The organism is Nocardia vermiculata NBRC 100427, assembly GCF_001613265.1.
Classification (GTDB): Bacteria; Actinomycetota; Actinomycetes; order Mycobacteriales; family Mycobacteriaceae; genus Nocardia; species Nocardia vermiculata.
In genome coordinates this window covers 24,548-46,097 of sequence record NZ_BDCA01000020.1, presented here as the reverse complement: position 1 = coordinate 46,097, position 21,550 = coordinate 24,548, and the positions used below count along the sequence as shown (strand labels likewise).

The window sequence follows — 21,550 nt, the reverse complement described above, 5'->3', positions numbered from 1 at the left end:
CATCAAAAGCCCGGGAACAACGCATGCGAAACCGCGTAGATCACCAGCCCGGCAAGCGATCCGACCACTGTTCCGTTGATCCGGATGAATTGCAGATCCCGGCCTGCCTGCAATTCGATCTTGCGACTCGCCTCATCTGCATCCCACCGGGCAACCGTATCGCTGATCAGCGTCGCGATCTCGGAACCGTAGTTGGCGACGAGATATCGGACGCCCCTTTCAACCCAAGCGTCCACTTGTTTTCTCGAATTCGGTTCGTCGACGAGACGCTGCCCCAACTGCTGCACATTCTCGGCGATCTTGCGACGGAGAGTGCTCTCCGGATCATCGGCCGATTCGAGAATCATCCGCTTCGCCACCCGCCAGGTCGCATGCGCCATTCCGGTGATTTCCTCGCGACCCATGAGTTCGGCCTTGACGCGCTCCGCCTTGAGGATCATCGCCTCGTCGTATTGCAGATCGCGGGCGAAATCCTCCAGGAAGCCGTTGATCGCCATCCGCACCTCGTGATCGGGCTGCGAACGGATCTTCCAGGTGAATTCCACCAACTCCCGATAGATTTTCTCCGAGAGCAGGACGTTGGCGAATTTCGGCGCCCACGACGGCGCATCCCGCATCACGATGCGGTCGATGGTCTCCTGACTGGCCAGTGCCCACTGGTGCGCGCGTTCGGCCAGCAGATCCAGCAGCGGCGCCTGGCGGTTCTCCGACAGCAGTTCGGTCAGCACACGGCCGATCGGTGGACCCCACTGCGGTTCCGCGATCCGGGTGACGATCGTCTGGTCGATGACCTGCTCGACATCCTCGTCACGCAACGCGCCGATCACCGCCCGCAGGATCGTCGAGGACTCCTCCGACACCCGCGCGGCATGCTCCCGGTCGGCCATCCAGGTGCCCAGCCGCAGCGAGATCTGCGCCGAATTCACCTTGGCAGCAACGGTTTCGGGCGACAGAAAGTTGGTGCGTACGAAATCACCCAGGCTGGTACCGAGTTGGTCCTTCTTCTTGCGGATGATGGCGGTGTGCGGAATCGGCAGTCCCAGCGGATGCCGGAACAGCGCGGTCACCGCGAACCAGTCGGCCAGAGCACCGACCATGCCGGCCTCCGAGGCCGCCCGCACGTAGCCGACCCAGCCGGAGCCGATATCGCGCGAACCGAGCCAGCAACAGATCAGATAGACGATCGTCGCCGCCACCAGGAATCCGGTCGCGACCATCTTCATCTTGCGCAGATCGCGCCGCTTCCCGGATTCGTCCATCAGATCGGCGAACGACGAGGTCGATTCGGGCCTGTGACGAGCCGGCGAACGTGTGGTATTTCCCACTTCCGGCCCGGACTCGGGCTTGGCGTCGGCCTGCGTGAGAACGGGGCCGTTACCGGGAGAGTGCTCCATACAGCCATTCTGGTCCCGAAATTCGAGTGAGCCACCGTGCCCCCGCTCACCCGCGCCGGCCGCCGCCCGCACGGTCCGGCTCGGCGAACCCGCAAACATCGCGCCGACGAAGGTCTTAAGCTGGTGGTGCCCCATTCCCGGATCGAGGAGTCCACTCGAGCATGACCACACATCGTGCCGCGAGCGCTGCCGTCGACACGCCCGCGGTGCGTCCCGGCCGGGTGGACGGTCGCAAGCGCCGCTGGCATCAGCACAAGATCGACCGCCGGGAAGAACTCGTCGACGGCACCCTGGCCGCTATCCGCACCCGTGGCGGCGATGCGGGCATGGACGAGATCGCCGCGGAAATCGGTGTCTCGAAGACGGTTCTGTACCGGTATTTCTCCGACAAGTCCGACCTCACGCGCGCCACCATGGAGCGGTTCATCGAGACCACTCTGATGCCCCGCATCTACGAGGCCATCAGCGACGACGCCGACGAATACCAGTTGGTCCGCAACACTCTCGCCGCCTATGTGCGCACCGTCGAGGCCGATATCGAGGTCTACCGCTTCATCATGGGCAACGGTTCGACCACCGACCAGTCCTCGCTCGCCGATTTCGAGAAACTGTTCGCCGACGTGGTCTCGGTCGTGGTCCAGACCAAAGCCTTCGACCGCGGCATCGACACCGAAGGTGTGATGCTGTACTCCTACGTCATCGTCGGCGGTGTGCAACTGGCGACCGACTGGTGGATCAGCAACCGTTCGATGTCCGCCGAACGGATGCTCGACCATATGGCGATGATGGTCTGGAGCGCCATCGAAGGCATGGTCCGCGCCGGCGGCTCGCCGGAGAAGTTCAACACCGTCCCACACGAACTCCCCACTCCCGACCCGAGCTGACGCCACCGGATCTCCATATCCGCGGCAGCCGGTTCTCCGCATACCCGGCCACCGGGCCCGTGCTTGGCTAGGCTGAGGACCGGCCGAGGCGGGGAGGTCGCCCGCGGTTGCCGTACCGACGGAGGTCATCGATGGCGAAAGAGCTGCCCACGTCGCGTCTGGCGCGAGGAACCACGTTGGGTGTCGCCGTCGCCGGCAACGTCCTTCGCGCCCAACAGGCCCGGCGCTCCATGCGCGGCCGCTCCGACGCAGTCCGCGCCCGCATGTCCGAAGAATCCATGCTGCGCTCGACCGAGCAGATGGTCATGGTGCTGGGCACCATGAAGGGCGTGGCCATGAAGCTCGGCCAGATGCTGTCGGTACTGGACCTGGATCTGGTGCCGCCCGAACACCGCGAACGGTTCCAGCAGCGGCTGGCGGTGCTGCGCGACAGTGCCCCCACGGTCACCTTCGACACCATGCGCGCGGTGATCGAGAACGATTTCGGCCGCCCACTCGCGGAGATGTTCGCCGAATTCGAGCCCGAGCCGATCGCGGCCGCCTCGATCGGTCAGGTCTATCGGGCCCGGCTGCACGACGGACGCCGGGTCGCGGTCAAGGTGCAGTACCCGGGTATCGATGCCGCGGTCCGTGCCGATCTGAAGAACCTGACCATGTTCCGGCGCGTCCTGCACACCGCGATGCCGTGGGTGACGCCCGCGGTACTCGACGAGTTGCGGCTGAATCTGGAGAGCGAACTCGACTACATCGCCGAGGCGCGAACCCAGCGCTATGTCGCCGAACTGTTCGCCGACCACCCGTTCCTCGTGGTACCGGCCACCATGCCGGAGCTGTCGAGTGCACACGTCCTGGTCAGCGAGTATTTTCCGGGACGCGGATTCGATGCGGTGCGGCAGCTGCCGCAGGCCGAACGCGATCGGGTCGGGGAGATCGTCTACCGCTTCTACGTCGGCTCGCTGTTCACCTTCGACGAGTTCTGTGGCGACCCGCATCCGGGCAACCTGCTGCTCGGCGACGACGGGCGGGTCGCCTTCCTGGATTTCGGGTTGTTCCACCGGATGGACCCCGAGCATGTCCGTTTCGAGGCGGCCTGCATCCGCGCGGCGGCCGAGGACCGAGCCGACGACCTGCGCGAGATGATGATCGACCACGGCATCATCGAATCTCCGGAGGAGATCACCGCCGCGGACTGCCTGGAGTACGTACTGGCAGCATGTGAATGGGCACTGATCGATCAGGACCTGACCATCACCCCCGAACTGGCCAGTGGCGCCTTCGTCCTGGCCGTCGATCCCCGCACGGCCGAATACGCCGGGATGAAGCAGCAGAACCTGCCGCCGGAACATCTGTTCTCCCGGCGTGCGGATTTCCTCACATTCGGGGTACTCGGCCAGTTGGAAGCTACCGCGAACTGGCACCGGATCGCGCGGGAATGGCTCTACGGTGACCCACCGGTCACCGAGCTGGGCAAGGCGCACCACGCGTGGCTCGCCCGGCGCGGCCTGCCGGCCGTCCCCGCCCGTTCGCCGGCACGCGGCAAGTCTTCCGGCACGAAGCGTTCCGGCACTCGGTAATCAGGCCGCCACAGATGGGATGGGTATGGCAGACAGGGAATTCGACCTCGTGCTGTTCGGCGCGACGGGATTCGTCGGCAGGCTGACGGCTCGCTACCTCGCCGCAGCCGCCCCCGACGGCGCCCGCATCGCGCTGGCGGGCCGGTCACCGGAGAAGCTGACCGCGGTCCGCGACGAACTCTCCGGCGCGGCCGCGATCTGGCCACTGCTGGTCGCCGACTCCTCCGACCAGGTCGCCCTCGATGCGCTCGCGGCCCGGACCAAGGTCGTGGTCACCACCGTCGGACCGTATCTACGCTACGGTTTGCCGCTGGCCCAGGCGTGTGCGAACGCGGGCACGCACTATGCCGATCTGACCGGTGAGCCGCTGTTCATCCGCGAATGCATGGATCGATTCGGGGAGCGCGCCACCGAAACCGGCGCGAAGATCGTCAATTCGTGTGGCTACGACTCGATCCCGTCGGATCTGAGCGTGTACCGGATCTATCGGCGCTCGGTCGAGGACAACACCGGCGAACTCACCGACACCACCCTGATCGCGCGGTTCAAGGGCGGCGCCAGTGGCGGCACCATCGATTCCGGGCGGGCCATGATGGAGGCGGTCGCCACCGATCCGGCCAAGGGGTCGGTTCTGTCACATCCGTATTCGCTGAGCCCCGACACCGCGATGGAACCCGACGTCGGCCGGCAATCCGATCAGGCGCTGTCGCGGGCATCGGCCATCGACCCCAGCCTCGACGGCTGGGTCACCACCTTCGTGATGGCCGCGCACAACACCAAGGTGGTGCGGCGCAGCAATGCCCTGCTGGGCTGGGTGTACGGCAAGAACTTCCGCTACCGCGAGGTGATGGGGGTCGGCAACTCGGCCACCGCACCGTTGGTCGCCGCGGGTGTGGCCGGCGGCATCGTCACCACCCTGGCGGCCGGAGCGCTGCTGTCCCGGCTGTCGGCGGGGCGGAAGGTACTCGATCGCATCCTGCCCAAACCGGGCACCGGACCGAGTGAACGTGCCCGCAGCAACGGCTGGTTCAGCATGCAGACCTTCGCCGCCACCACCTCGGGCGCGAAGTACCGCGGCACCTTCGCCGGACAGGGCGACCCGGGCTACCAGGCCACTTCCCTCATGCTGGGCGAGGCGGGATTATGTCTCGCCTTCGACGAATTACCGGAGTTATCCGGCATTCTCACTCCGGCGTCGGCCATGGGCGATCCGCTGACCGACCGCCTGCGCACCGCCGGACTGACGATCGAGGTCGAACGTACCTGATCACGGCCCGAGGCCGAGGCAAGCGAAACGGGTGCCGCCACAGCGGAATACACCTCTCGGTGCCGGTCCGGTGTACACCGCCGTAATCCACACATCGGGCCGGCTCCGGTACGCTCGCCGCGGAGACGTTCGTTGCGGAAGGGGTTCGTCGAGGTGCACCACCCCGGCCTCGCCACGTACGGCTACCGCGTTCCGCATGCCACCACTGCGCCGCCACCGCGTCGAGGCGGGGGGCATCCGTAGTGAAGTGGGTACTGACCCCCGAGGAGTTCGCCCACGTCTGGGCCACCGAGACCGAGGTCGACCGCCCGCCCTACCCGTTGAACATGATTGCGGAAACCACCGCGGACACCGGGCCCGAACCCCAGCGGCTGCGGTCTCGCTACGCCCGCAACACCGATCCGGACCTGACCGCGGCCATGCTGCTGTGCACCCGGCCCGACGCCACCGTCATCACGCTGTCCGGACAACGCCGTACGGCCGGCGAACCGGAGCAGATCCTCCTCTTCGCCGCCGTGGTGCATCAGCATGCGGTCGTCCTGATCGCGCGTCCCGAGGCGGTGACGGTCACCGGCTGTCACGCCCGCGGCCTCGGGGAACGCCTGGTGGCCGAGATCGGTACGGCACCGGCGGGCAGCACCGCGGGCATGCGCGAACCGCAGCGTGCGGTGCTGGGCACCGGCGACGGGCACACCGAGGGCAAGATCACGGCCGGGGCGAAGCGCGGTGCTGCACGCTTCCGCCGCAAATTGCGTTCCCCGGTCGACGGGCGCGGCTTCGTCACCGTCACCGTTGCACCCGATAATCCGATGTCACCGCCGACTCGGCACCGCACCTGGCTGGATTTCACCGACGACGGGCGGTACCTCCTGGTCACCGCCGCCGAACTGGCGCTGACGCCCGTCGACGACGCCGAATTCGCCGCACAGCTCATGCTGATGGCCGGTATCTGCTGACCGGGTCGGCAAGTCTCGGGGATCTCTCAGGTTCACCGGGAATCATGAGGGCCCGTACCATCGCATGCGGCATCGGCGTCCTACGTCCATTCGATACAGACGTCGTACGTCCACACGACACACAGGAAAGGCGTGGTGAACTCCGAGGTGAGCAAGAATCCGCGTGGGAAGAACTCGCTGACGGCGGTGCGGGGTGGAGATCGCACCCGCACGATCCTGATTCAGGTGGGTGTCGCAGCCGTGCTGATCGCGCTCATCGCGGCCATCGGCATCAGTATCGCGGTCAAGCAGTCGGACAAGAACGACGTCGGCCCGGTGCCGTCGATCGCCGCCCAACCGGCCGCGCCGGACGCGGTGACCGCATCCATCACCGACAAGGGTGAGATCAAGATCGGCAAGCCCGGCGCCAAGGCGGACATCCATGTTGTCGCCGACCTGCAGTGTCCCGCCTGCAAGATGTTCGAGGGAGCCAACGGCAAGGCCATCGAGGATGCCGTCAACTCGGGCGCCGCGAGCGTGCGCTACAACATCATCGCGTTCCTCGACAACGCGTCCGGCGGCACCCGCTACTCCACACGTGGCGCCAACGCCGCCTACTGCGTCGCAGAATCCGATCCAACCAAGTTCCTGCCCTGGCTGAGCTCGATGTACGAGCAGCAGCCGCCGGAGAACGGCACCGGCCTGCCCGACGAGCAGATCGTGCAGATCGCGCAAGCCGCGGGCTACACCGATCCGGCCGTCGCCGAGTGCATCACTTCCGTGAAGTACGACAAGTACATACAGAAGGTCACCAAGGACGTGATGAACAGCGGCATCCAGTCCACGCCGACCGTGTACGTCAACGACAAGCAGATCAAGAGCTCGCAGGAACTGATGCAGCCCGACGGACTGCGTAGCGCGATCGCGGCCGCGGCCCAGTGATCACCGCCCGTCCGCGGCCCGCGTGGCTCCTGCTCGCCGCCACCCTGCTGGGGTGGCTGTCGGCACTGGCACTGACGATCGAGGACTTCAAGCTTCTGAAGGACCCCTCGTATCGGCCTTCGTGCAGTATCAACCCGGTGCTGTCGTGCGGTTCGGTGATGGCCACCGATCAGGCCTCGGTCTTCGGATTCCCGAATCCGATCATCGGCGCGGTGGGTTTCTCGGTGGCGGTCACCATCGCGGTACTCGCTGTCGCCGGGGTCGGGCTACCGCGCTGGTTCTGGGGCGGACTCGGGATCGGCCTGGTCGCGGGCATGGGCTTCATCTTCTGGTTGATCTTCCAGAGCCTGTACCGGATCGGCGCGCTGTGCCCGTACTGCATGGTGGTGTGGACGATCACGCCGATCTGCCTGGCGGTTGTCGTCGATCACCTGTGGGGTGGTGCGCGCGGCATCGCGGGGATCATCGCCCAGTGGCGCTGGACCGTGGTGGTCGTCTACTACGCGGTGGTGCTGCTGCTGGTGTTCCTGAAGTTCCAGGACTACTGGCTGTCTCTGTTCTGATCAGTTCGGCGGCCCACTGGCGAGGGTTACGGCCACTTGCCGGTGGGCGCCGCCGGGTTCGAGCAGGTCCAGATGCACCACATCGCGCGGCTTACGCTGATTCAACGCCGCCTTCAAGGTCTGCGCCGAAGTCACTTCCTGCCCGTCCAGCGCGACGATGATCTCCCCCGAGGTCAGCCCCGCCCCGGACGCCGGTTGACCGTAGATGGCCACATCCACTCGCGCCCCGCTCGGCTGCGCATCGGAAACCAGCACGCCCAACGTCGCGGTCGGGCCGATGTGCACGGTATCGGTCGCGATCCCGGCGCGGATCCGGCGCACCACGGTCAGCGCCCGGTCGATCGGCACCGCATATCCACTGCCTTGTCCGTCCCGGTGGGTCGAATCCCCGGAGGCCGCGGTGATCACCCCGACAACCGCCCCGGACCGGTCGACCAGCGCACCGCCGGATTGGCCGGCCACCACCGGCGCGGCCACCTCGATCATGCCGATCAGCGCCTTACGTGTGAGGTCGGCGGTGTCACGAGCCACGATCGAGGCGTTCAGCGCGGTGACCACCCCGGGGGTCGCGGTGGGTGACCCGGTGCCGCCGGCATTACCGATCGCGAGCACCTGATCTCCCACTCGTACACCGGCCGAGCTGCCGATCCGGGCCACGTCCAACGACCCCGCGGTCGACAACGACAACAGCGCGATGTCCTCCTCGGAGTCGTAGCCGAGCACGGTGGCCGGATAGTGCTCACCGTTGCCCAGATCGCCGACCGTGATGGTGTCCGCGCCCTTCACGACGTGATGACTGGTGAGAATCTCCCCGGCCGCACCGAGCACGATGCCCGAGCCGGCCGCACCCAACCCGCTCGGGCGGATCGAGACATTGACATTGACCAGTTCCGGCTCGACCGCGGCGGCCACCGCCGTGGCATCCAGCGGCGGTAACGGAGGTCCGAACAGCGACGACGAGGTGTATCCCGAAGGCACCGCCCACCGCGGCAGATCCCCGTGGTAGCCGAGGAAGACCGTACCCACCATGGCCATGACGAGGACGAAAGCGAACGTGGACAGGCAGCCGCCACGAGCCGGACGCGGATCCTGCCCCGGATGATGGTCGTCCATCGCCGCTCCCGATTCCGTACGCCGGCACCCCGGCACGGTTGTACTTTTATGTGTACCAAATCTCACCGTGTTCGCGCATTTGCGCCGGGATCCATGCGGGGGTAGGCATGAACGCATGACCACAGCTGCCGCGTATTCCGTGTCCGCACCCGACGGCCGGTTCACCAAGACCACCATCGAGCGCCGCGAGCTCGGCCCGCACGACGTCCTGATCGATATCAAGTACGCCGGCATCTGCCACTCCGACATCCACACCGCCCGCAATGAATGGCGCGGCACGAAATACCCGTGTGTGCCCGGCCACGAGATCGCCGGACTGGTAGCCGCGGTCGGCTCGCAGGTAACCAAGTACCAGGTCGGTGACCGGGTCGGGGTGGGCTGCATGGTGGATTCGTGCGGTGAGTGCGAACCCTGCGTATTCGGCGATCAGCAGTACTGCGAGCGCGGCGCCACCATGACCTACAACACGACCGTCGCCGAGGAGCTACAGCCCGGCGGCCATACCCTGGGCGGATACTCCACCCGGATCGTGGTCACCGAGGGGTTCGTGGTCGGTATTCCGGAGGGTATCGGGCTCGACGAGGCCGCACCGCTGCTGTGCGCGGGCGTCACGCTGTTCTCGCCACTGCGGCACTGGAATGCCGGGCCCGGTAAGCGGGTCGCGATCATCGGCATGGGCGGGCTGGGTCATGTGGGCGTGAAGATCGCCGCGGCGATGGGCGCCGAGGTGACGGTGCTGAGCCATTCGCTGAGCAAGCAGGACGACGGCAAGCGCTTCGGTGCCCACCACTATTACGCCACCGATGATCGGCAGATCTTCCGCGATCTGCGGGGCCGCTTCGATCTGATCATCAACACCGTCTCCGCGGATCTGCCCATCGACACCTACCTGCGGCTGCTGAAGCTCGACGGCACCCTGGTGATGCTGGGCCTGCCGGAGAATCCGCTGGTGGTGCGGCCGTTCAGCCTCACGGCCGCGCGACGCTCGGTGGCCGGTTCCAATATCGGCGGCATCCCGCAAACCCAGGAGATGCTGGACTTCTGCGCCGAACACGGGATCGGCGCGGAGATCGAGGTCATCTCCGCCGACCGGATCGACGATGCCTACGAGCGGGTGATCGCCAGCGATGTGCGGTACCGGTTCGTCATCGACGCCGCCACCATGTGAGCCGCCGCCTCAGCCGGGCGCCCGGACAACGCTGTCGAACAGGGCGAAGGTCGCCTCCTGAACCGGAGGCGACCTTCGCCGTCATACCGCTCGGGCGATTTCCGGGTCGCTACTTCCCGGATTGCTCACGCAGCGCCTTCTTGGCGACCTGCTGTGCCGCATCAACCTGCTTCTCGAACTTGCCACCGGTCTGCTTGTCGACCATGTCGCCGACCTTCTCGATCGCCGGGTCGAGCTTGTCGGCATTCTTGGCAGCCAGATCGGCGGCCTTGCCGGCTGCATCCTTGAGTTGGTCGAACATACCCATGATCGGTTCTCCTGATCTCGAAACAGTACCCGTAGGCTAGCGCACCCGAATGCGGTGAATATCCCGCAATTACGGATGCGAGTGGCCCGCAACCGGATGATTCCGATTGCGGGCCACCAGGGTTCGATCAGTCCGATCGGTCGGCGCGGCGGCGCACCCGGCGGGCGGCGGCCACCATATTGCGCAGCGACGGATCCAGCTGCCAATGGTGCCGTGTTTTCAAACCGCCGTCGGGGTTGGCCCACAAGCGCTGTGGAGTAACGGCTTCGGCTGCCGCGGTGAGCAATTCGTCGATCTCGTCGATATCCGGGATACGAGCCGAACGGCTCTCGTACACCCCCGGGCCCACACCGTGACTCAGGCCGTGCCCCCGCTCCACGTCCTCGGCCAGTGCTCCGAGCACCCATCCCAGCGAGCGGGTAGCGACGATGGCGGTCACATCGGCGTCGAGTTCCTCGATGGCGCGCACGATTTCGGCGCGACCCGAATAGGCGATGTGAGTGTGGATCTGGGTATCGGGCCGCACCCCGGAGGTCGCCAGCCGGAAGGCGTTGACCGCCCAGCGCAGATATTCGGTACGCCCGTCGGGGCGCAACGGTAACAGTTCCCGCACTGCCGGCTCGTCCACCTGGATGATCGCGACCCCCGCGGACTCCAGATCGGCGAGTTCGTCGCGAATCGCCAGCGCCACCTGGTCGGCGGTCTCGTAGAGCGGCTGATCCTGACGCACGAACGAACGGGCGACCATCGTCACCGGACCGGTCACGATACCCTTCACCGGCTTGTCGGTGAGCGATTGCGCGTAGGTGGTCCACTCCACCGACATCGGCTTCGGCCGGGAGACGTCGCCGTAGATGATCGGCGGACGCACACAGCGCGAACCGTAGACCTGCACCCACCCGAAGTGCGTGGTCGCGAATCCGTCCAGCAGTTCGGCGAAGTACTGGATCATGTCGTTGCGCTCGTGCTCACCGTGCACGAACACATCCAGGCCGATGTCCTCCTGCAACCGGATGGTGGACTCGATCTCGGCCTCGATCCGCTTGCGGTATTCCGCGTAGGACAGGCGCCCCTCCCCCAGTTCGTAGCGCGCCTGGCGCACCGAATCAGTCTGCGGGAAGGAGCCGAGTGTCGTCGCCGGGACGAGCGGAAGATTCAGTCGCTCGCGTTGCGCCTGGGCCCGCACCGCATAGGGTTCACGCTCGCGCATCTGTGGCGTGACGGCGTACACCCGTTGCCGCACCGCATGCTTCTGCTTGAAATGGACCGCCGCGGGCCGCTTCGCCCACTTTTCCGCGGTTTCGCCCCCGGACCCGCCCCGACGCACCTCGGTGAGCGCCTTCGCCAGCGAAACCACCTCGAGCACCTTCTGTTTCGCGAAGGCGAGACGGTCGGCGACATTCCCGTCGATATCGTATTCGACCAGCAGGTCGTACGGCACATGCAGCAATGTGGTGCCGGTAGACACCACCAGGTCCGGACACACCTTCGACAGTGCGTGCAGATAGTCGAGAGTGACCCGGCGGTCGGCGCGCCACACATTGGTGCCGCTGATCACGCCGGCGTAGAGCCGCTTGCGTTTGATGCCGGGGATGGCGGCCAGCTCCTCGGGCCGGATCCGGTAGCCGGCCAGATCCAATCCGATCGCCTCCACGGCGGTACCGGCCAAAATCCGCACGGCCTCACCGAAATCGCCGTACTGCCCGGTGACCAGCAGCCGCGGTCGCAGCGGCGCCGTGGACAGCCGCCGATACGCGGATTCGAACGCGGCCAGTTCCTCGGCACTGCGTTCCGCGGTGAAACAGGGCTCGTCGAACTGCACACAGGTGGCGCCGCGCTTGGCCAGGATCTCGAGCAGCTGTTCGTAGACCGGCAACAGCTTGTCCAGCAGCGTCAGCTGATCGAATTCGGCCTTGCCCGGCACCTGACCGGCCTTGGACAGCAGCAGCAGCGACAACGGGCCGAGCACCACCGGCCGCTGTTCGATCCCGCGCGCCATCGCCCGGTCCCATTCCTCCAGCAGCGCCTCCGGATGCAGCGAGAACTCGGTCTCGGCGTCCAGCTCGGGCTGGCGGTAGTGGTAGTTGGTGCCGAAGAAGCGAACCAGCTCCAGCGGCGGCAGATCCGGGCGGCCGCGCGCCATCAGGAAATAGAAGTCCAGCGGATGCAGCTCGTCGCGGTAGGGCTCGAACCGCTTGGGGACGGCACCGAACAGCAGCGCGTTGTCGAGAATGTGGTCGTAGAAGGAGAAGGTGTTCCCCGGTACCTGGGTGAGCCCCGAAGCTGCCAGCTCGGAGAACTGGGTGTCCTGGATATCGCGTCCCACAGCGAGCAGTTCCTCGCGTGAGAGCGCACCACGCCAATAGGACTCCAGTGCGCGCTTGAGTTCCCGATGCGGACCGATCCGCGGGTAACCCAGGATGCTCGATCCGAAACCGTCGGTGACGTTGACCATGAGCGGGACTCCCTTTCGAGCTGCGGTCGCAGGACCCTCGTGCAGCTTATGCCCGGTAACGGTTGGTACCCGCCGGATATCCGGCGGGTCCCTTGGTTGGATGTGGCGCTCGGCTCACCCGCGGTTGTACTGGTAGAAGCCGGTTCCGGTCTTCTTGCCCAGCAGTCCCGCCTCGACCATGCGCATCAGCAGCGGCGGCGCCGAGTACAGCGGCTCCTTGAATTCGGTGTACATGGAGTCGGCGATGGACTTGACCGTGTCGAGACCGACGAGGTCGGTCAGTGCCAACGGGCCCATCGGGTGGGCACAGCCGAGCACCATGGCCTTGTCGACGTCTTCCTTGGTCGCGAACCCGGATTCGACCATGCGGATGGCCGAGAGCAGGTACGGCACCAGCAATGCATTGACCACGAAGCCGGAGCGGTCCGAGGAGCGCACGACCTGCTTGCCGAGCACTTCGCCGGCAAAGGCTTCGGCGCGAGCCGAGACCGCTTCGCTGGTCTTGAGAGTGGTGACGAGCTCGATCAGCGGCAGCACCGGCACCGGATTGAAGAAGTGCATGCCCACGACCCGCTCCGGGTTCTCGGTGGCCACCGCGATCTTCATGATCGGAATGGACGAGGTGTTCGACGCCAGCACCGCATCCGGGTCGGTGACGACCTTGTCGAGTTCGCGGAAGATCTCGGTCTTGACCTCTTCGCTTTCGACAACGGCCTCGACGACCAGCTGACGATCGGCGAAATCGCCCAGGTCGGAGGTGAAGCGCAGACGCCAGGCGGCCTGTTCGCGCTCACGCTCGGTGATCTTGCCGCTGCTCACGCCACGATCGAGCGAACGCAGGATGCGGGCGCGGCCGGCGGCGGCGAGCTCCCGGGTCTGCTCGAAGACGAGGACATCGACATGCGCCCGGGCACAGACCTCGGCGATTCCGGCGCCCATCTGTCCGGCGCCGATGACTCCGACGCGTTGAATCTTCTCAGTGCTCACGTCCCACTCCTTCCGCCTCCCCGCGATTTTTAGCGGGCGGCTAGGTGCCAATTTCAGTCATGCATCCGTTGGCGCGTCGGGTGCCGAACCAGTTCTGGTCGTACCCCAGAAGTTACCCATGTTCTCGCGAAATCGGTTGTCACGTTGGCAAATGTTCGTTGGGTGCTTGGGTAGGTGGTCAACGGTGGGGGGGCGTACCCGTCGACGTCTGATGTTGCGGTCGGTTACCGATAGGGAAAAGCCCTCCCCGCCGGGGCTGTTCGGTCGGGAAGGGCTATGGGTCCTCGTTGCAGGAGGGCCCTGTCAGGTGGTGAGAAAGCCCTGTTCTCGCGAAACCAGACAACTGATTTCGCAAGAACATGGGTAACTCATCGGGTACGGCCGGAACTTCAGGCCGCGCCCCACCGCCGGCCGCCAATGCGACCGGCGCGGCTCTCGGTCTGGCCAAGAGTCCCGGGGAGGCGGTCCAGCCTCACACCGCCGTGGCGGAGCCACGGCCAAAATTTCAGTGGAACTGGCCCTCTTCGGTGGAGCCCTTCAGGGCCGCGGTGGAGGTGTTCGGGTCCACGGTGGTGGCGATGGTGTCGAAGTAGCCGGCACCGACCTCACGCTGGTGCTTCACGGCGGTGAAGCCACGCTCGGCGGCCGCCTTGAACTCGCGCTCCTGCAGGTCGACGAAGGCGGTCATGCCCTCGCGGGCGTAGCCGTAGGCCAGGTCGAACGCGGCGTAGTTGAGCGAGTGGAAGCCTGCCAGGGTGATGAACTGGAACTTGAAGCCCATCGCCGCCAGCTCCTTCTGGAACTTCGCGATGGTGGCGTCGTCCAGGTGCGCCTTCCAGTTGAACGACGGCGAGCAGTTGTAGGCCAGCAGCTGGTCGGGGAACTCCGACTTGACGCCCTCGGCGAACTTGCGCGCGACCTCGAGGTCCGGGATACCGGTTTCCATCCAGATCAGGTCCGAGTAGGGGGCGTAGGCCTTGGCACGCGCGATGCAGGGCTCGATGCCGTTCTTGACGTGGTAGAAGCCCTCGGAGGTGCGCTCACCGGTGATGAACGGACGGTCGCGCTCGTCGACGTCCGAGGTGATCAGGGTGGCGGCCTCGGCGTCGGTGCGGGCGATCACGACGGTCGGGGTGTCGGCGACGTCGGCCGCGAGGCGAGCCGAGGTCAGGGTGCGGATGTGCTGCTGGGTGGGGATCAGCACCTTGCCACCGAGGTGGCCGCACTTCTTCTCCGACGCCAGCTGATCCTCCCAGTGGGTACCGGCGGCACCCGCGGCGATCATGGCCTTCTGCAGCTCGTAGACGTTCAGGGCGCCACCGAAGCCGGCCTCACCGTCGGCGACGATCGGCACGACCCAGTTGTCGACCGAGGTGTCGCCCTCGACCTTGGCGATCTCGTCGGCGCGCAGCAGCGCGTTGTTGATGCGGCGCACGACCGACGGCACCGAGTTGGCCGGGTACAGCGACTGGTCGGGGTAGGTGTGCCCGGACAGGTTCGCGTCACCGGCGACCTGCCAGCCGGACAGGTAGATGGCACGCAGGCCGGCACGCACGGCCTGCACGGCCTGGTTACCGGTCAGAGCGCCGAGCGAGTGGATGTAGTCACCCTCGGTGTTGACGGCCTCCCAGAGGATCTCCGCGCCACGGCGGGCGAGGGTGTGCTCTTCGACGACAGAACCCTGCAGCTGCACGACCTTGTCGGCCGTGTACTCGCGGGTGACGCCCTTCCAGCGGGGGTTGGTGTCCCAGTCCTTCTGGATCTCCGCAGCGGTCTTCGGGGTGCCGGTCTTCGACATCTGATGACTCCACTTCTTCGTTCGGTCGGGCCCCATGCTCGGACTTGCGCGCTCGCTACTCCTGGCTGGTGGCGAGCCGGTCGATGTCCGAACTCTGCTGGAGCGGCAATTTGCAGGGTTGCTATGCCCATCGGTTGTACTTCCACACGATGGCACAACTAAAAATTGCCGTCTACCTGTTGCAAGTGTGAATCTGGGCTAGCTTTACCGGTCGCATTGCTAAGTCTGCAAAATTTGCCTGTTAATTGCACGCCATTCTTCTACTGGCGAGTAGGTCTGACATGCGGTTTTACGTAACGCCCGTACTGTTTGCGTGAGCGGTACCACTGCCGCACCTCCCGCACGAGCACCGACGCCTGTGAGCACGTTCACAACCGAAGGCGGACGCCTCCTGTTGTGTGCGGCACCACTGGTCCGGCCGGGTCCGCCGCGCGTCACGTCCGCGCGACTGCCACACTCGTCCCAGCGCCCGAGGGGCGAGACCGGAATCCGGAAAGGAACACGATGCGCACACTGTGGACCGCCGCGGCGGGTGTGGCCTGCTCATTACTGCTGGCCGCCACGGCCGGAGTGATCGGCACCCCCGATGCGGCCGCGAGCACCGCGACGGTGCAATCGGTGCAATCGCTGTCCGCGCCGGCCACCCTGCCCGGCTCCGTGGGTTCACAGCGGATCCTCTACTCGACGACGACGGTCGACGACCGACCGGCGGTCGGCAGCGCCGCGGTCTACTTCCCGCCCGGCCCGGCCCCGGCCGGCGGCTGGCCGATCGTCGCGTGGGCGCACGGCACGGTGGGCCTGGGCGACAGCTGCGCCTACAGCGTCGCCGGCCCCAGCGATGTCGACCGCGACTGGGCCTATCTGGGTACCTGGCTGAAACAGGGCTATGCGATCGTGGCCGCCGACTACGCCGGCCTGGGCACTCCCGGTGAGCACCCGTACCTCAACGGCGTGGTGGAGGCACACAACGTCGTCGACGCCGTCCGGGCGTCCGTGGACCACTACTCGCAACTGTCGAACAAGTGGGTTGTGGTCGGCCAGTCCCAGGGCGGTGGCGCAGCCATGTTCACCGCCCGGTATGCGACCGAGTTCGGCGGTCCCGAGCTGGATTACCGCGGCGGTGTGGCCACCGGCGTGCCGGCCTACATCGAGGACATTCTGATGCCGCTGGGCCCCGGGATGCCGCCGCTGAAACTCGGAGCGCACACCACCGCCTATGTGCTCTACATCCTCGACGGTCTGCGCACTACCTATCCCGAACTCGGCATCGAGTCCTTCCTCGACGAGGCCGGACGGCACTGGCTGGACCGCTCGCGGGAGCAGTGCCTGGTTCCCCTCGGCGAGGAACTGGATGCTTCGAACGTGGTGCTCGGTGATCTGTTCACCCGGCCATTGGCGCAGATCCCGAATCTGCACGGGCTGCTGGCCGGATACCTCGGTCTGCCCGAAACCGGTTACGACAAGCCGATTTTCATGGGTCAAGGGCTGTTCGACACCGATGTGATCACCCCGGAGACGCTGCGCTACGCGGCGGTGCTGCGGGCCAACGGCCAGCCGCTCACCTTCAAGGCATACCCCAAGGATCACAGCGCGACGGTCAACGCGTCACTGGCGGATTCGCTGCCGTTCGTTCACACCCTGTTCGCCTGATACCGATCCACACCCCGGTTATACGATTTCGCTATGCCACAGCGGAACAACCGGGGTGCGCGTCGCAGAGCCGGGAATTTTCACCGCCGGGACGCCTGACGGCGTCAGAGCGGATATCGTGGCCCCCACGTGTGACGATTGGTGACGGGACGCGACGCCCGACGGGCCCGCCCACTCGCGCACGCTGATCGGGAGCATGTGATGCGTGACATCGTCGACGACCTACTTCAGGTCTGGCACAGCGGCCGCACCGGCGGTCTGGCAACTCTGGTCCGCACCTTCGGCGCAACACCCTTACCGGTGGGCTCGGCGATGCTCATCGACCCCGACGGCGGGGTGCACGGTTCGGTCTCCGACGGCTGCTACGAAGCAGCCGTGTACGACGCCGCGCTGGAGGCCGCGCACAGCGGCCGTCGCGAGCTACTGCGTTTCGACCCCAGCACCGGCTACGACGTGAGCGCCGACTGCGGCACCATCGATGTGTTCGTGGAGCCGTTCTCCCGCAACACATTTCCGGAATTCGCGGCGGTGGCCGACGAGATGTCGCGATATAAGCCGGTCACCGTGTTCACCGTGGTGTGGCACGACTCTCCGGAGCTGATCGGCCAGCATCTGGTGACCGATCGCCGGCACAACACCGAACTGGTATCACTGCCCGAGTCCGATGTGTTCGTGTGCACGCACACCGCACCACCGCGGCTGATAATCTTCGGCGCCAACAGCTTCGCTGCCGCACTGAGTATCCAGGCCCAGTTCCTCGGATACCGCGTCACCATCTGCGATCCCCGCGAAACCTTCGCTGTCGCAGCCTCCTACCCCGGTGCGGAGGTCGTGGTCGACTGGCCGCATCGCTACCTCAACGCCCAGGCCGGGGCCGGCGCGATCGACTCGAATACCGCGATCGTCACCGCGTCACAGGACCCCAAGTTCGAAATCCCTTTGCTCACAGTCGCGTTACGACTGCCCCCGCTGGGATATCTGGGTGCGCTCGGATCGCCGTCGGCACACAACCACCGGCTCGAAGCGCTGCAGGCCGGCGGGTTCGATGCCGAGACACTGGCCCGGCTGCACGCGCCCGCGGGGATCGATATCGGGGCGCGCACGCCCATGGAGCGCGCGATCTCGGTGGCCGCCGAGCTACTCGCGGCCCGCCCGCACGTGGCCGGACGGGCATCGATGCGCCCGGCCGCCGCCGCGTCCTGATCGGCTCGCACGACGGGGTCGGCCGCGCACCGGTCGGATCGGGCTCACGGCCACGGTTCGAACCAGTCGCGCGCCGAACGACGCAACAACAGTCCCGCGATCAGAACCGACAACACCGGTCCCAGCCAGCCCGGCGGACGCCCCACGACGATCGAGGGGATCGTCCACAACACGTTGAGGGCGGCCAGCACGATCGCGGTGCTGCGAATGCCACCCCCTTCCGCGCCGAAGGCGAGAGCGACCGCCCCCAGCAACCAGCTCGCCACGAACGACGGCGCGGTGACCAGGGCCGCATGTCCGCCGAACAGCCACCACGCGCCGAGCACACATCCCACGCCGATCACCGCCAATCCCACCGCCAGCACCTGCGCCGCACGCACTCCGATCGGCATGCGCTCCGCGGCGGACTGCTCGGCATCGGGCTCGTCCGGAGTATCCGGCGACTCGGCCGGAGTGTCGGCTCCGGTCTCGGCGGTCGATTCGACGGGCTCGGAGTCGGGGGCCGGCGCCTGCTTGCGGCGCGCGAGCCGAGCCTCGAGCTCGGCCCGCGCCTCGAAGGGCGCCTCGAACCGGATCACTGAATCGGAGTCCGGGCCGGGTTCGGGATCGGGCATCAGCTCACCTCTTCCGAGGAGCGACCACTTCGCCGGTGCCGGCTACCGGGCGGCACCGGACCTGCGGCGAATCTACCGCGCCGGGAGGCCCGCGGGGCCGCGCACCGACGGCGTGCCGCGAATCCGGCGCACCCGCACCGGCGGCGCCGCGCTCAGCTCACCTTCTCGATGAGCACATCCGAGATCAGGCGCTGCCGCACCGACAGGTCGATCTCCCCGGCCACCGCCATGACCACAGCCGCCGCCGATGTGGCGACCGCGTCGGTCAGAATGTCCGGCCAATCCGGTTGGCCCGGCGCGGCCAAGGCGCTGATCACAGCCGCCGCGGCCGCGTCTCCCGCGCCGGTGGGATTTCCCGAACACGGTGTCGGCAGTGCCGCCGACCAGGCGCCGGCCCGGGTCGCCGCGACCATCCCGGCGGCGCCGCGGGTCACGATCACGGCATCCGCGCCGTCCTCGACCAGCGCCCCGGCCGCATCGGCAATCTCCGCGGTCGTATCCGGCCGGGTGCCGATCACCCGTTCCAGTTCGTCGAGATCGGGCATCAGCACGACGCCGGGCACCGCGGCGGCCAGTTCCAGGGCGCGGCCCTGCACATCGCAGATCACCGGAATTCCGGCGGCGCCGGCCAGGCGGGCCAGTTCGGCGGGGATCGAGGAACGGATACCGGCGGGCAGCGATCCGGAGACGACGACCGCACTGGAATCGCCCAGCAGGCCGGTTACCCGGACCAGCAGTTGATCCACCGCGTCCAGACCGCTGATCCGGGCGCCGGGTTCCGACAGCGAGGTAGCGGTGCCGTCGTCACATTCGTTCACCACGACCGTGCGGCGCACCCAGGGCAGCGCGTGCACGAAATCTGCCGGGAGTTCCCGTTCGGCTGCCGCCGCGAACTGGTGATCGGCGAAACCCGTTGCACGAGAATATTTGCCGAGCTGGTTGAGGATCCGCGTCACGTTGATACCGGCTCCGCCGACGCGTTGCTCGACGGCCGAGACCTGATGTGCCCGGCCGGGTTCGAAGTTCTGGACACGATAGGTCATGTCGTAGGCCGGGTTCAGCGTCACGGTGAGGATCACGTCACCCACTGTCCATGCCGGAGCACCGCACGCAACTCCAGACCGGAATCCAGCACCAGGACATCGGCGTACATTCCCGCGCGCAGGTCCCCGATATCGGTCGCACCGAGCACCGACGCAGGGGTGGTGGCCGCGGCGCGTACCGCCTCCACCAGCGGGATTCCGCATTCCGCGACGGCCCAGCGCAGGCACTGCAGCAGAGTTGCCGTCCCACCGGCGAGCGCACCGCCGGGAATTCGCGCCACCCCGCCCTCGACCCGGACCGGCTGTCGACCGAGCCGGTACGCGCCATCGGCGAGACCGGCGGCCTGCATCGCATCGGTGACGAGGGCGACGCGCTCTCGCGCGGTCGCGAAGACCAGGGCGCCGAAGCCCGGCTCGACGTGGACGCCGTCGCCGATCAGTTCGACCACCACCTCCCCGACGGCCGCTTGTACCAGCGCCGCAGCCACCGGCCCCGGCGCGCGATGATGCAGTGGTGCCATTCCGTTGGCGAGATGGGTGACCAGCCGGCCCTGGCCGACCGGCGCCAGCGCGCGACGGAACCGTTCGTAGTCGGCGTCGCTGTGGCCGAGTGCGACGACCACACCGTGGTCCGCGAGTTGCGCTGCCGCCGCCTCCGAACCAGGTCGCTCGGGAGCCAGGGTCAGCACCCGCAGGTACCCACCGGCGGCGTCCAGCATACGACGGATCAATCCCGGATCGGGATCGATCATACAACTCGGATCCTGTGCACCACACCGTGTTTCGGTCAGGAACGGACCCTCCACGTGGATCCCCGCCACCGCCCCTTCGGCGGCGATGTCACGTAGCACGGCGAGCTGGCCGACCATGACTTCCGGCGCGGCGGTCACCACACTCGCCAGCAGCGTGGTGGTTCCGCTGCGATGGTGGTAACTCGCGGCGGCACGGGCCTCGTCAGGATCGGTGGTGTCGAAACGATGACCGAATCCGCCGTGATTGTGGATATCGACCAGCCCGGGCAACAGCAGGCCACGATGTGGTGGGGGGTTCATGCCGGGGTTTCGAGCCGACCACCGCGCGAGCGAACGGACATCGTCGATCCGCTCACCGCAGACCGTGATCACGGCATCGTCGAGAATGCCGGTAGCGGTCACGACACGACCGCGCAGGTCCAGGTGATCGGTGGTCATGCCGGCCGCCGTCCCGACCCCGGCCGGGTGCGCACGGTCATCGCCGAGTCATCGGGGCCGGGGGATGTTCTCGACAGCAGTCGGCACCTCCACAGAATCATCGGCGCGCTGCGGCATGTCAACCGCCGCGCCCGGCACTCGCAGGCGCTGCGGGCCACATCCTGTCGCTCGCGATTCCCGCCACCGGGGTGCTACACCTCAGATCAGACCGCACCCCGGCACATACGTGGCACCGTCGCCGGCACTGAGGGTGCCGTACTCGAGCAGCGTGTTGATCATGCACGTCATGTTCGGCAGCCCCGCCGACCCGGTGGACGCCGACCCGGAATCGCCGGTCACCGGAGCAGCCGAGGCGATCGCCGACGCCCCCAACGTGAGACCCGCGGCCGCCACCACTGTGAATGCACCGCGCATCATCTTCGACATTTTTCGGTTCCCTCCGGCTTTCGTTCGGTGTACCGAG

General features: G+C 66.8%; 19 protein-coding genes. 9 read left to right on the top strand and 10 right to left on the bottom strand.

The genetic code is table 11. The annotated features are described in order from the left end of the window. Positions 1-2: 2 nt before the first annotated feature. Positions 3-1,394 carry a DUF445 domain-containing protein gene (locus tag NV2_RS20505; protein WP_084475189.1) on the bottom strand — a complete coding sequence of 464 codons (1,392 nt, stop codon included), beginning with the start codon at positions 1,392-1,394 and terminating at the stop codon, positions 3-5. 161 nt (positions 1,395-1,555) lie between these two features. On the opposite strand from NV2_RS20505, the gene NV2_RS20500 reads away from it, so the two are divergent. The 6 genes from NV2_RS20500 (at position 1,556) to NV2_RS20475 (ending at position 7,559) form a co-directional block, all read left to right on the top strand. Further along, positions 1,556-2,278, top strand: a complete 723-nt coding sequence (locus NV2_RS20500) for a TetR/AcrR family transcriptional regulator (protein ID WP_067876840.1) — start codon at positions 1,556-1,558, stop codon at positions 2,276-2,278. Between the two features lie 131 nt (positions 2,279-2,409). Then, positions 2,410-3,852 (top strand): ABC1 kinase family protein, encoded by a 1,443-nt coding sequence (locus NV2_RS20495; RefSeq protein WP_067876838.1) that lies wholly within the window; start codon positions 2,410-2,412, stop codon positions 3,850-3,852. A gap of 19 nt (positions 3,853-3,871) precedes the next feature. After that, positions 3,872-5,119, top strand: a complete 1,248-nt coding sequence (locus NV2_RS20490) for a saccharopine dehydrogenase family protein (RefSeq protein ID WP_067876836.1) — start codon at positions 3,872-3,874, stop codon at positions 5,117-5,119. Between the two features lie 242 nt (positions 5,120-5,361). Further along, on the top strand, positions 5,362-6,075 hold the full coding sequence (locus tag NV2_RS20485) for an ESX secretion-associated protein EspG (RefSeq protein ID WP_067876833.1): 714 nt from the start codon (positions 5,362-5,364) through the stop codon (positions 6,073-6,075). Between the two features lie 135 nt (positions 6,076-6,210). After that, positions 6,211-6,996: a DsbA family protein gene (locus NV2_RS20480; RefSeq protein ID WP_245662707.1), complete on the top strand. Its 786-nt coding sequence runs from the start codon at positions 6,211-6,213 to the stop codon at positions 6,994-6,996. Beyond that, positions 6,996-7,559 carry a vitamin K epoxide reductase family protein gene (locus NV2_RS20475; RefSeq protein WP_067877093.1) on the top strand — a complete coding sequence of 188 codons (564 nt, stop codon included), beginning with the start codon at positions 6,996-6,998 and terminating at the stop codon, positions 7,557-7,559. Before NV2_RS20480 ends, NV2_RS20475 begins: the two co-directional genes overlap by 1 nt. Here NV2_RS20475 and NV2_RS20470 read toward each other — a convergent pair whose 3' ends face one another. Then, the gene (locus NV2_RS20470; RefSeq protein ID WP_084475172.1) at positions 7,560-8,672 is read right to left on the bottom strand and encodes a S1C family serine protease; all 1,113 of its coding nucleotides are present in this window, start codon (positions 8,670-8,672) and stop codon (positions 7,560-7,562) included. A 115-nt stretch (positions 8,673-8,787) separates the two neighbouring features. On the opposite strand from NV2_RS20470, the gene NV2_RS20465 reads away from it, so the two are divergent. Continuing rightward, positions 8,788-9,840: an NAD(P)-dependent alcohol dehydrogenase gene (locus NV2_RS20465; protein ID WP_067876830.1), complete on the top strand. Its 1,053-nt coding sequence runs from the start codon at positions 8,788-8,790 to the stop codon at positions 9,838-9,840. 109 nt (positions 9,841-9,949) lie between these two features. Here the strand turns inward: NV2_RS20465 and NV2_RS20460 are convergent, their stop codons facing one another. The 4 genes from NV2_RS20460 to aceA form a co-directional block, all read right to left on the bottom strand. Beyond that, positions 9,950-10,147 (bottom strand): antitoxin, encoded by a 198-nt coding sequence (locus tag NV2_RS20460; RefSeq protein WP_067876827.1) that lies wholly within the window; start codon positions 10,145-10,147, stop codon positions 9,950-9,952. A 127-nt stretch (positions 10,148-10,274) separates the two neighbouring features. Continuing rightward, positions 10,275-12,602 carry a 5-methyltetrahydropteroyltriglutamate--homocysteine S-methyltransferase gene (gene metE, locus NV2_RS20455; protein ID WP_067876824.1) on the bottom strand — a complete coding sequence of 776 codons (2,328 nt, stop codon included), beginning with the start codon at positions 12,600-12,602 and terminating at the stop codon, positions 10,275-10,277. A gap of 114 nt (positions 12,603-12,716) precedes the next feature. Next, positions 12,717-13,589 (bottom strand): 3-hydroxybutyryl-CoA dehydrogenase, encoded by an 873-nt coding sequence (locus tag NV2_RS20450; protein WP_067876821.1) that lies wholly within the window; start codon positions 13,587-13,589, stop codon positions 12,717-12,719. 505 nt (positions 13,590-14,094) lie between these two features. Further along, on the bottom strand, positions 14,095-15,387 hold the full coding sequence (aceA, locus tag NV2_RS20445) for an isocitrate lyase (protein WP_067876819.1): 1,293 nt from the start codon (positions 15,385-15,387) through the stop codon (positions 14,095-14,097). Between the two features lie 504 nt (positions 15,388-15,891). Here aceA and NV2_RS20440 point away from each other — a divergent pair. Then, positions 15,892-17,037 carry a lipase family protein gene (locus tag NV2_RS20440; protein WP_067876817.1) on the top strand — a complete coding sequence of 382 codons (1,146 nt, stop codon included), beginning with the start codon at positions 15,892-15,894 and terminating at the stop codon, positions 17,035-17,037. 201 nt (positions 17,038-17,238) lie between these two features. After that, the gene (locus tag NV2_RS20435) at positions 17,239-18,240 is read left to right on the top strand and encodes an XdhC family protein (protein WP_067876815.1); all 1,002 of its coding nucleotides are present in this window, start codon (positions 17,239-17,241) and stop codon (positions 18,238-18,240) included. Positions 18,241-18,284: 44 nt separating this feature from the next. On the opposite strand, the gene NV2_RS20430 is transcribed toward NV2_RS20435, so the two are convergent. From NV2_RS20430 to NV2_RS20415, 4 genes are all read right to left on the bottom strand, one after another. Continuing rightward, positions 18,285-18,854, bottom strand: coding sequence for a hypothetical protein (locus tag NV2_RS20430; RefSeq protein WP_067876812.1), 570 nt, complete (start codon positions 18,852-18,854; stop codon positions 18,285-18,287). Positions 18,855-19,006: 152 nt separating this feature from the next. Continuing rightward, complete coding sequence (locus NV2_RS20425; protein WP_067876809.1) at positions 19,007-19,933, bottom strand: hexose kinase; 927 nt, start codon at positions 19,931-19,933, stop codon at positions 19,007-19,009. Continuing rightward, a complete protein-coding gene (locus NV2_RS20420) occupies positions 19,930-21,087 on the bottom strand; it encodes an N-acetylglucosamine-6-phosphate deacetylase (protein WP_067876806.1) in 1,158 nt (385 codons plus the stop codon). The genes NV2_RS20425 and NV2_RS20420 overlap by 4 nt, the downstream gene beginning before the upstream one ends. A 198-nt stretch (positions 21,088-21,285) precedes the next feature. Then, a complete protein-coding gene (locus NV2_RS20415; RefSeq protein WP_067876803.1) occupies positions 21,286-21,513 on the bottom strand; it encodes a hypothetical protein in 228 nt (75 codons plus the stop codon). Between the last annotated feature and the right edge of the window lie 37 nt (positions 21,514-21,550).

Coding starts and splice junctions, on each gene's coding strand:
- NV2_RS20505 (WP_084475189.1), bottom strand. CDS start 1,394: ATGGAGCACTCTCCCGGTAACGGCCCCGTTCTCACGCAGGCCGACGCC.
- NV2_RS20500 (WP_067876840.1), top strand. CDS start 1,556: ATGACCACACATCGTGCCGCGAGCGCTGCCGTCGACACGCCCGCGGTG.
- NV2_RS20495 (WP_067876838.1), top strand. CDS start 2,410: ATGGCGAAAGAGCTGCCCACGTCGCGTCTGGCGCGAGGAACCACGTTG.
- NV2_RS20490 (WP_067876836.1), top strand. CDS start 3,872: ATGGGTATGGCAGACAGGGAATTCGACCTCGTGCTGTTCGGCGCGACG.
- NV2_RS20470 (WP_084475172.1), bottom strand. CDS start 8,672: ATGGACGACCATCATCCGGGGCAGGATCCGCGTCCGGCTCGTGGCGGC.
- NV2_RS20465 (WP_067876830.1), top strand. CDS start 8,788: ATGACCACAGCTGCCGCGTATTCCGTGTCCGCACCCGACGGCCGGTTC.
- NV2_RS20460 (WP_067876827.1), bottom strand. CDS start 10,147: ATGGGTATGTTCGACCAACTCAAGGATGCAGCCGGCAAGGCCGCCGAT.
- metE (WP_067876824.1), bottom strand. CDS start 12,602: ATGGTCAACGTCACCGACGGTTTCGGATCGAGCATCCTGGGTTACCCG.
- aceA (WP_067876819.1), bottom strand. CDS start 15,387: ATGTCGAAGACCGGCACCCCGAAGACCGCTGCGGAGATCCAGAAGGAC.
- NV2_RS20440 (WP_067876817.1), top strand. CDS start 15,892: ATGCGCACACTGTGGACCGCCGCGGCGGGTGTGGCCTGCTCATTACTG.
- NV2_RS20435 (WP_067876815.1), top strand. CDS start 17,239: ATGCGTGACATCGTCGACGACCTACTTCAGGTCTGGCACAGCGGCCGC.
- NV2_RS20430 (WP_067876812.1), bottom strand. CDS start 18,854: ATGCCCGATCCCGAACCCGGCCCGGACTCCGATTCAGTGATCCGGTTC.
- NV2_RS20420 (WP_067876806.1), bottom strand. CDS start 21,087: ATGACCACCGATCACCTGGACCTGCGCGGTCGTGTCGTGACCGCTACC.
- NV2_RS20415 (WP_067876803.1), bottom strand. CDS start 21,513: ATGTCGAAGATGATGCGCGGTGCATTCACAGTGGTGGCGGCCGCGGGT.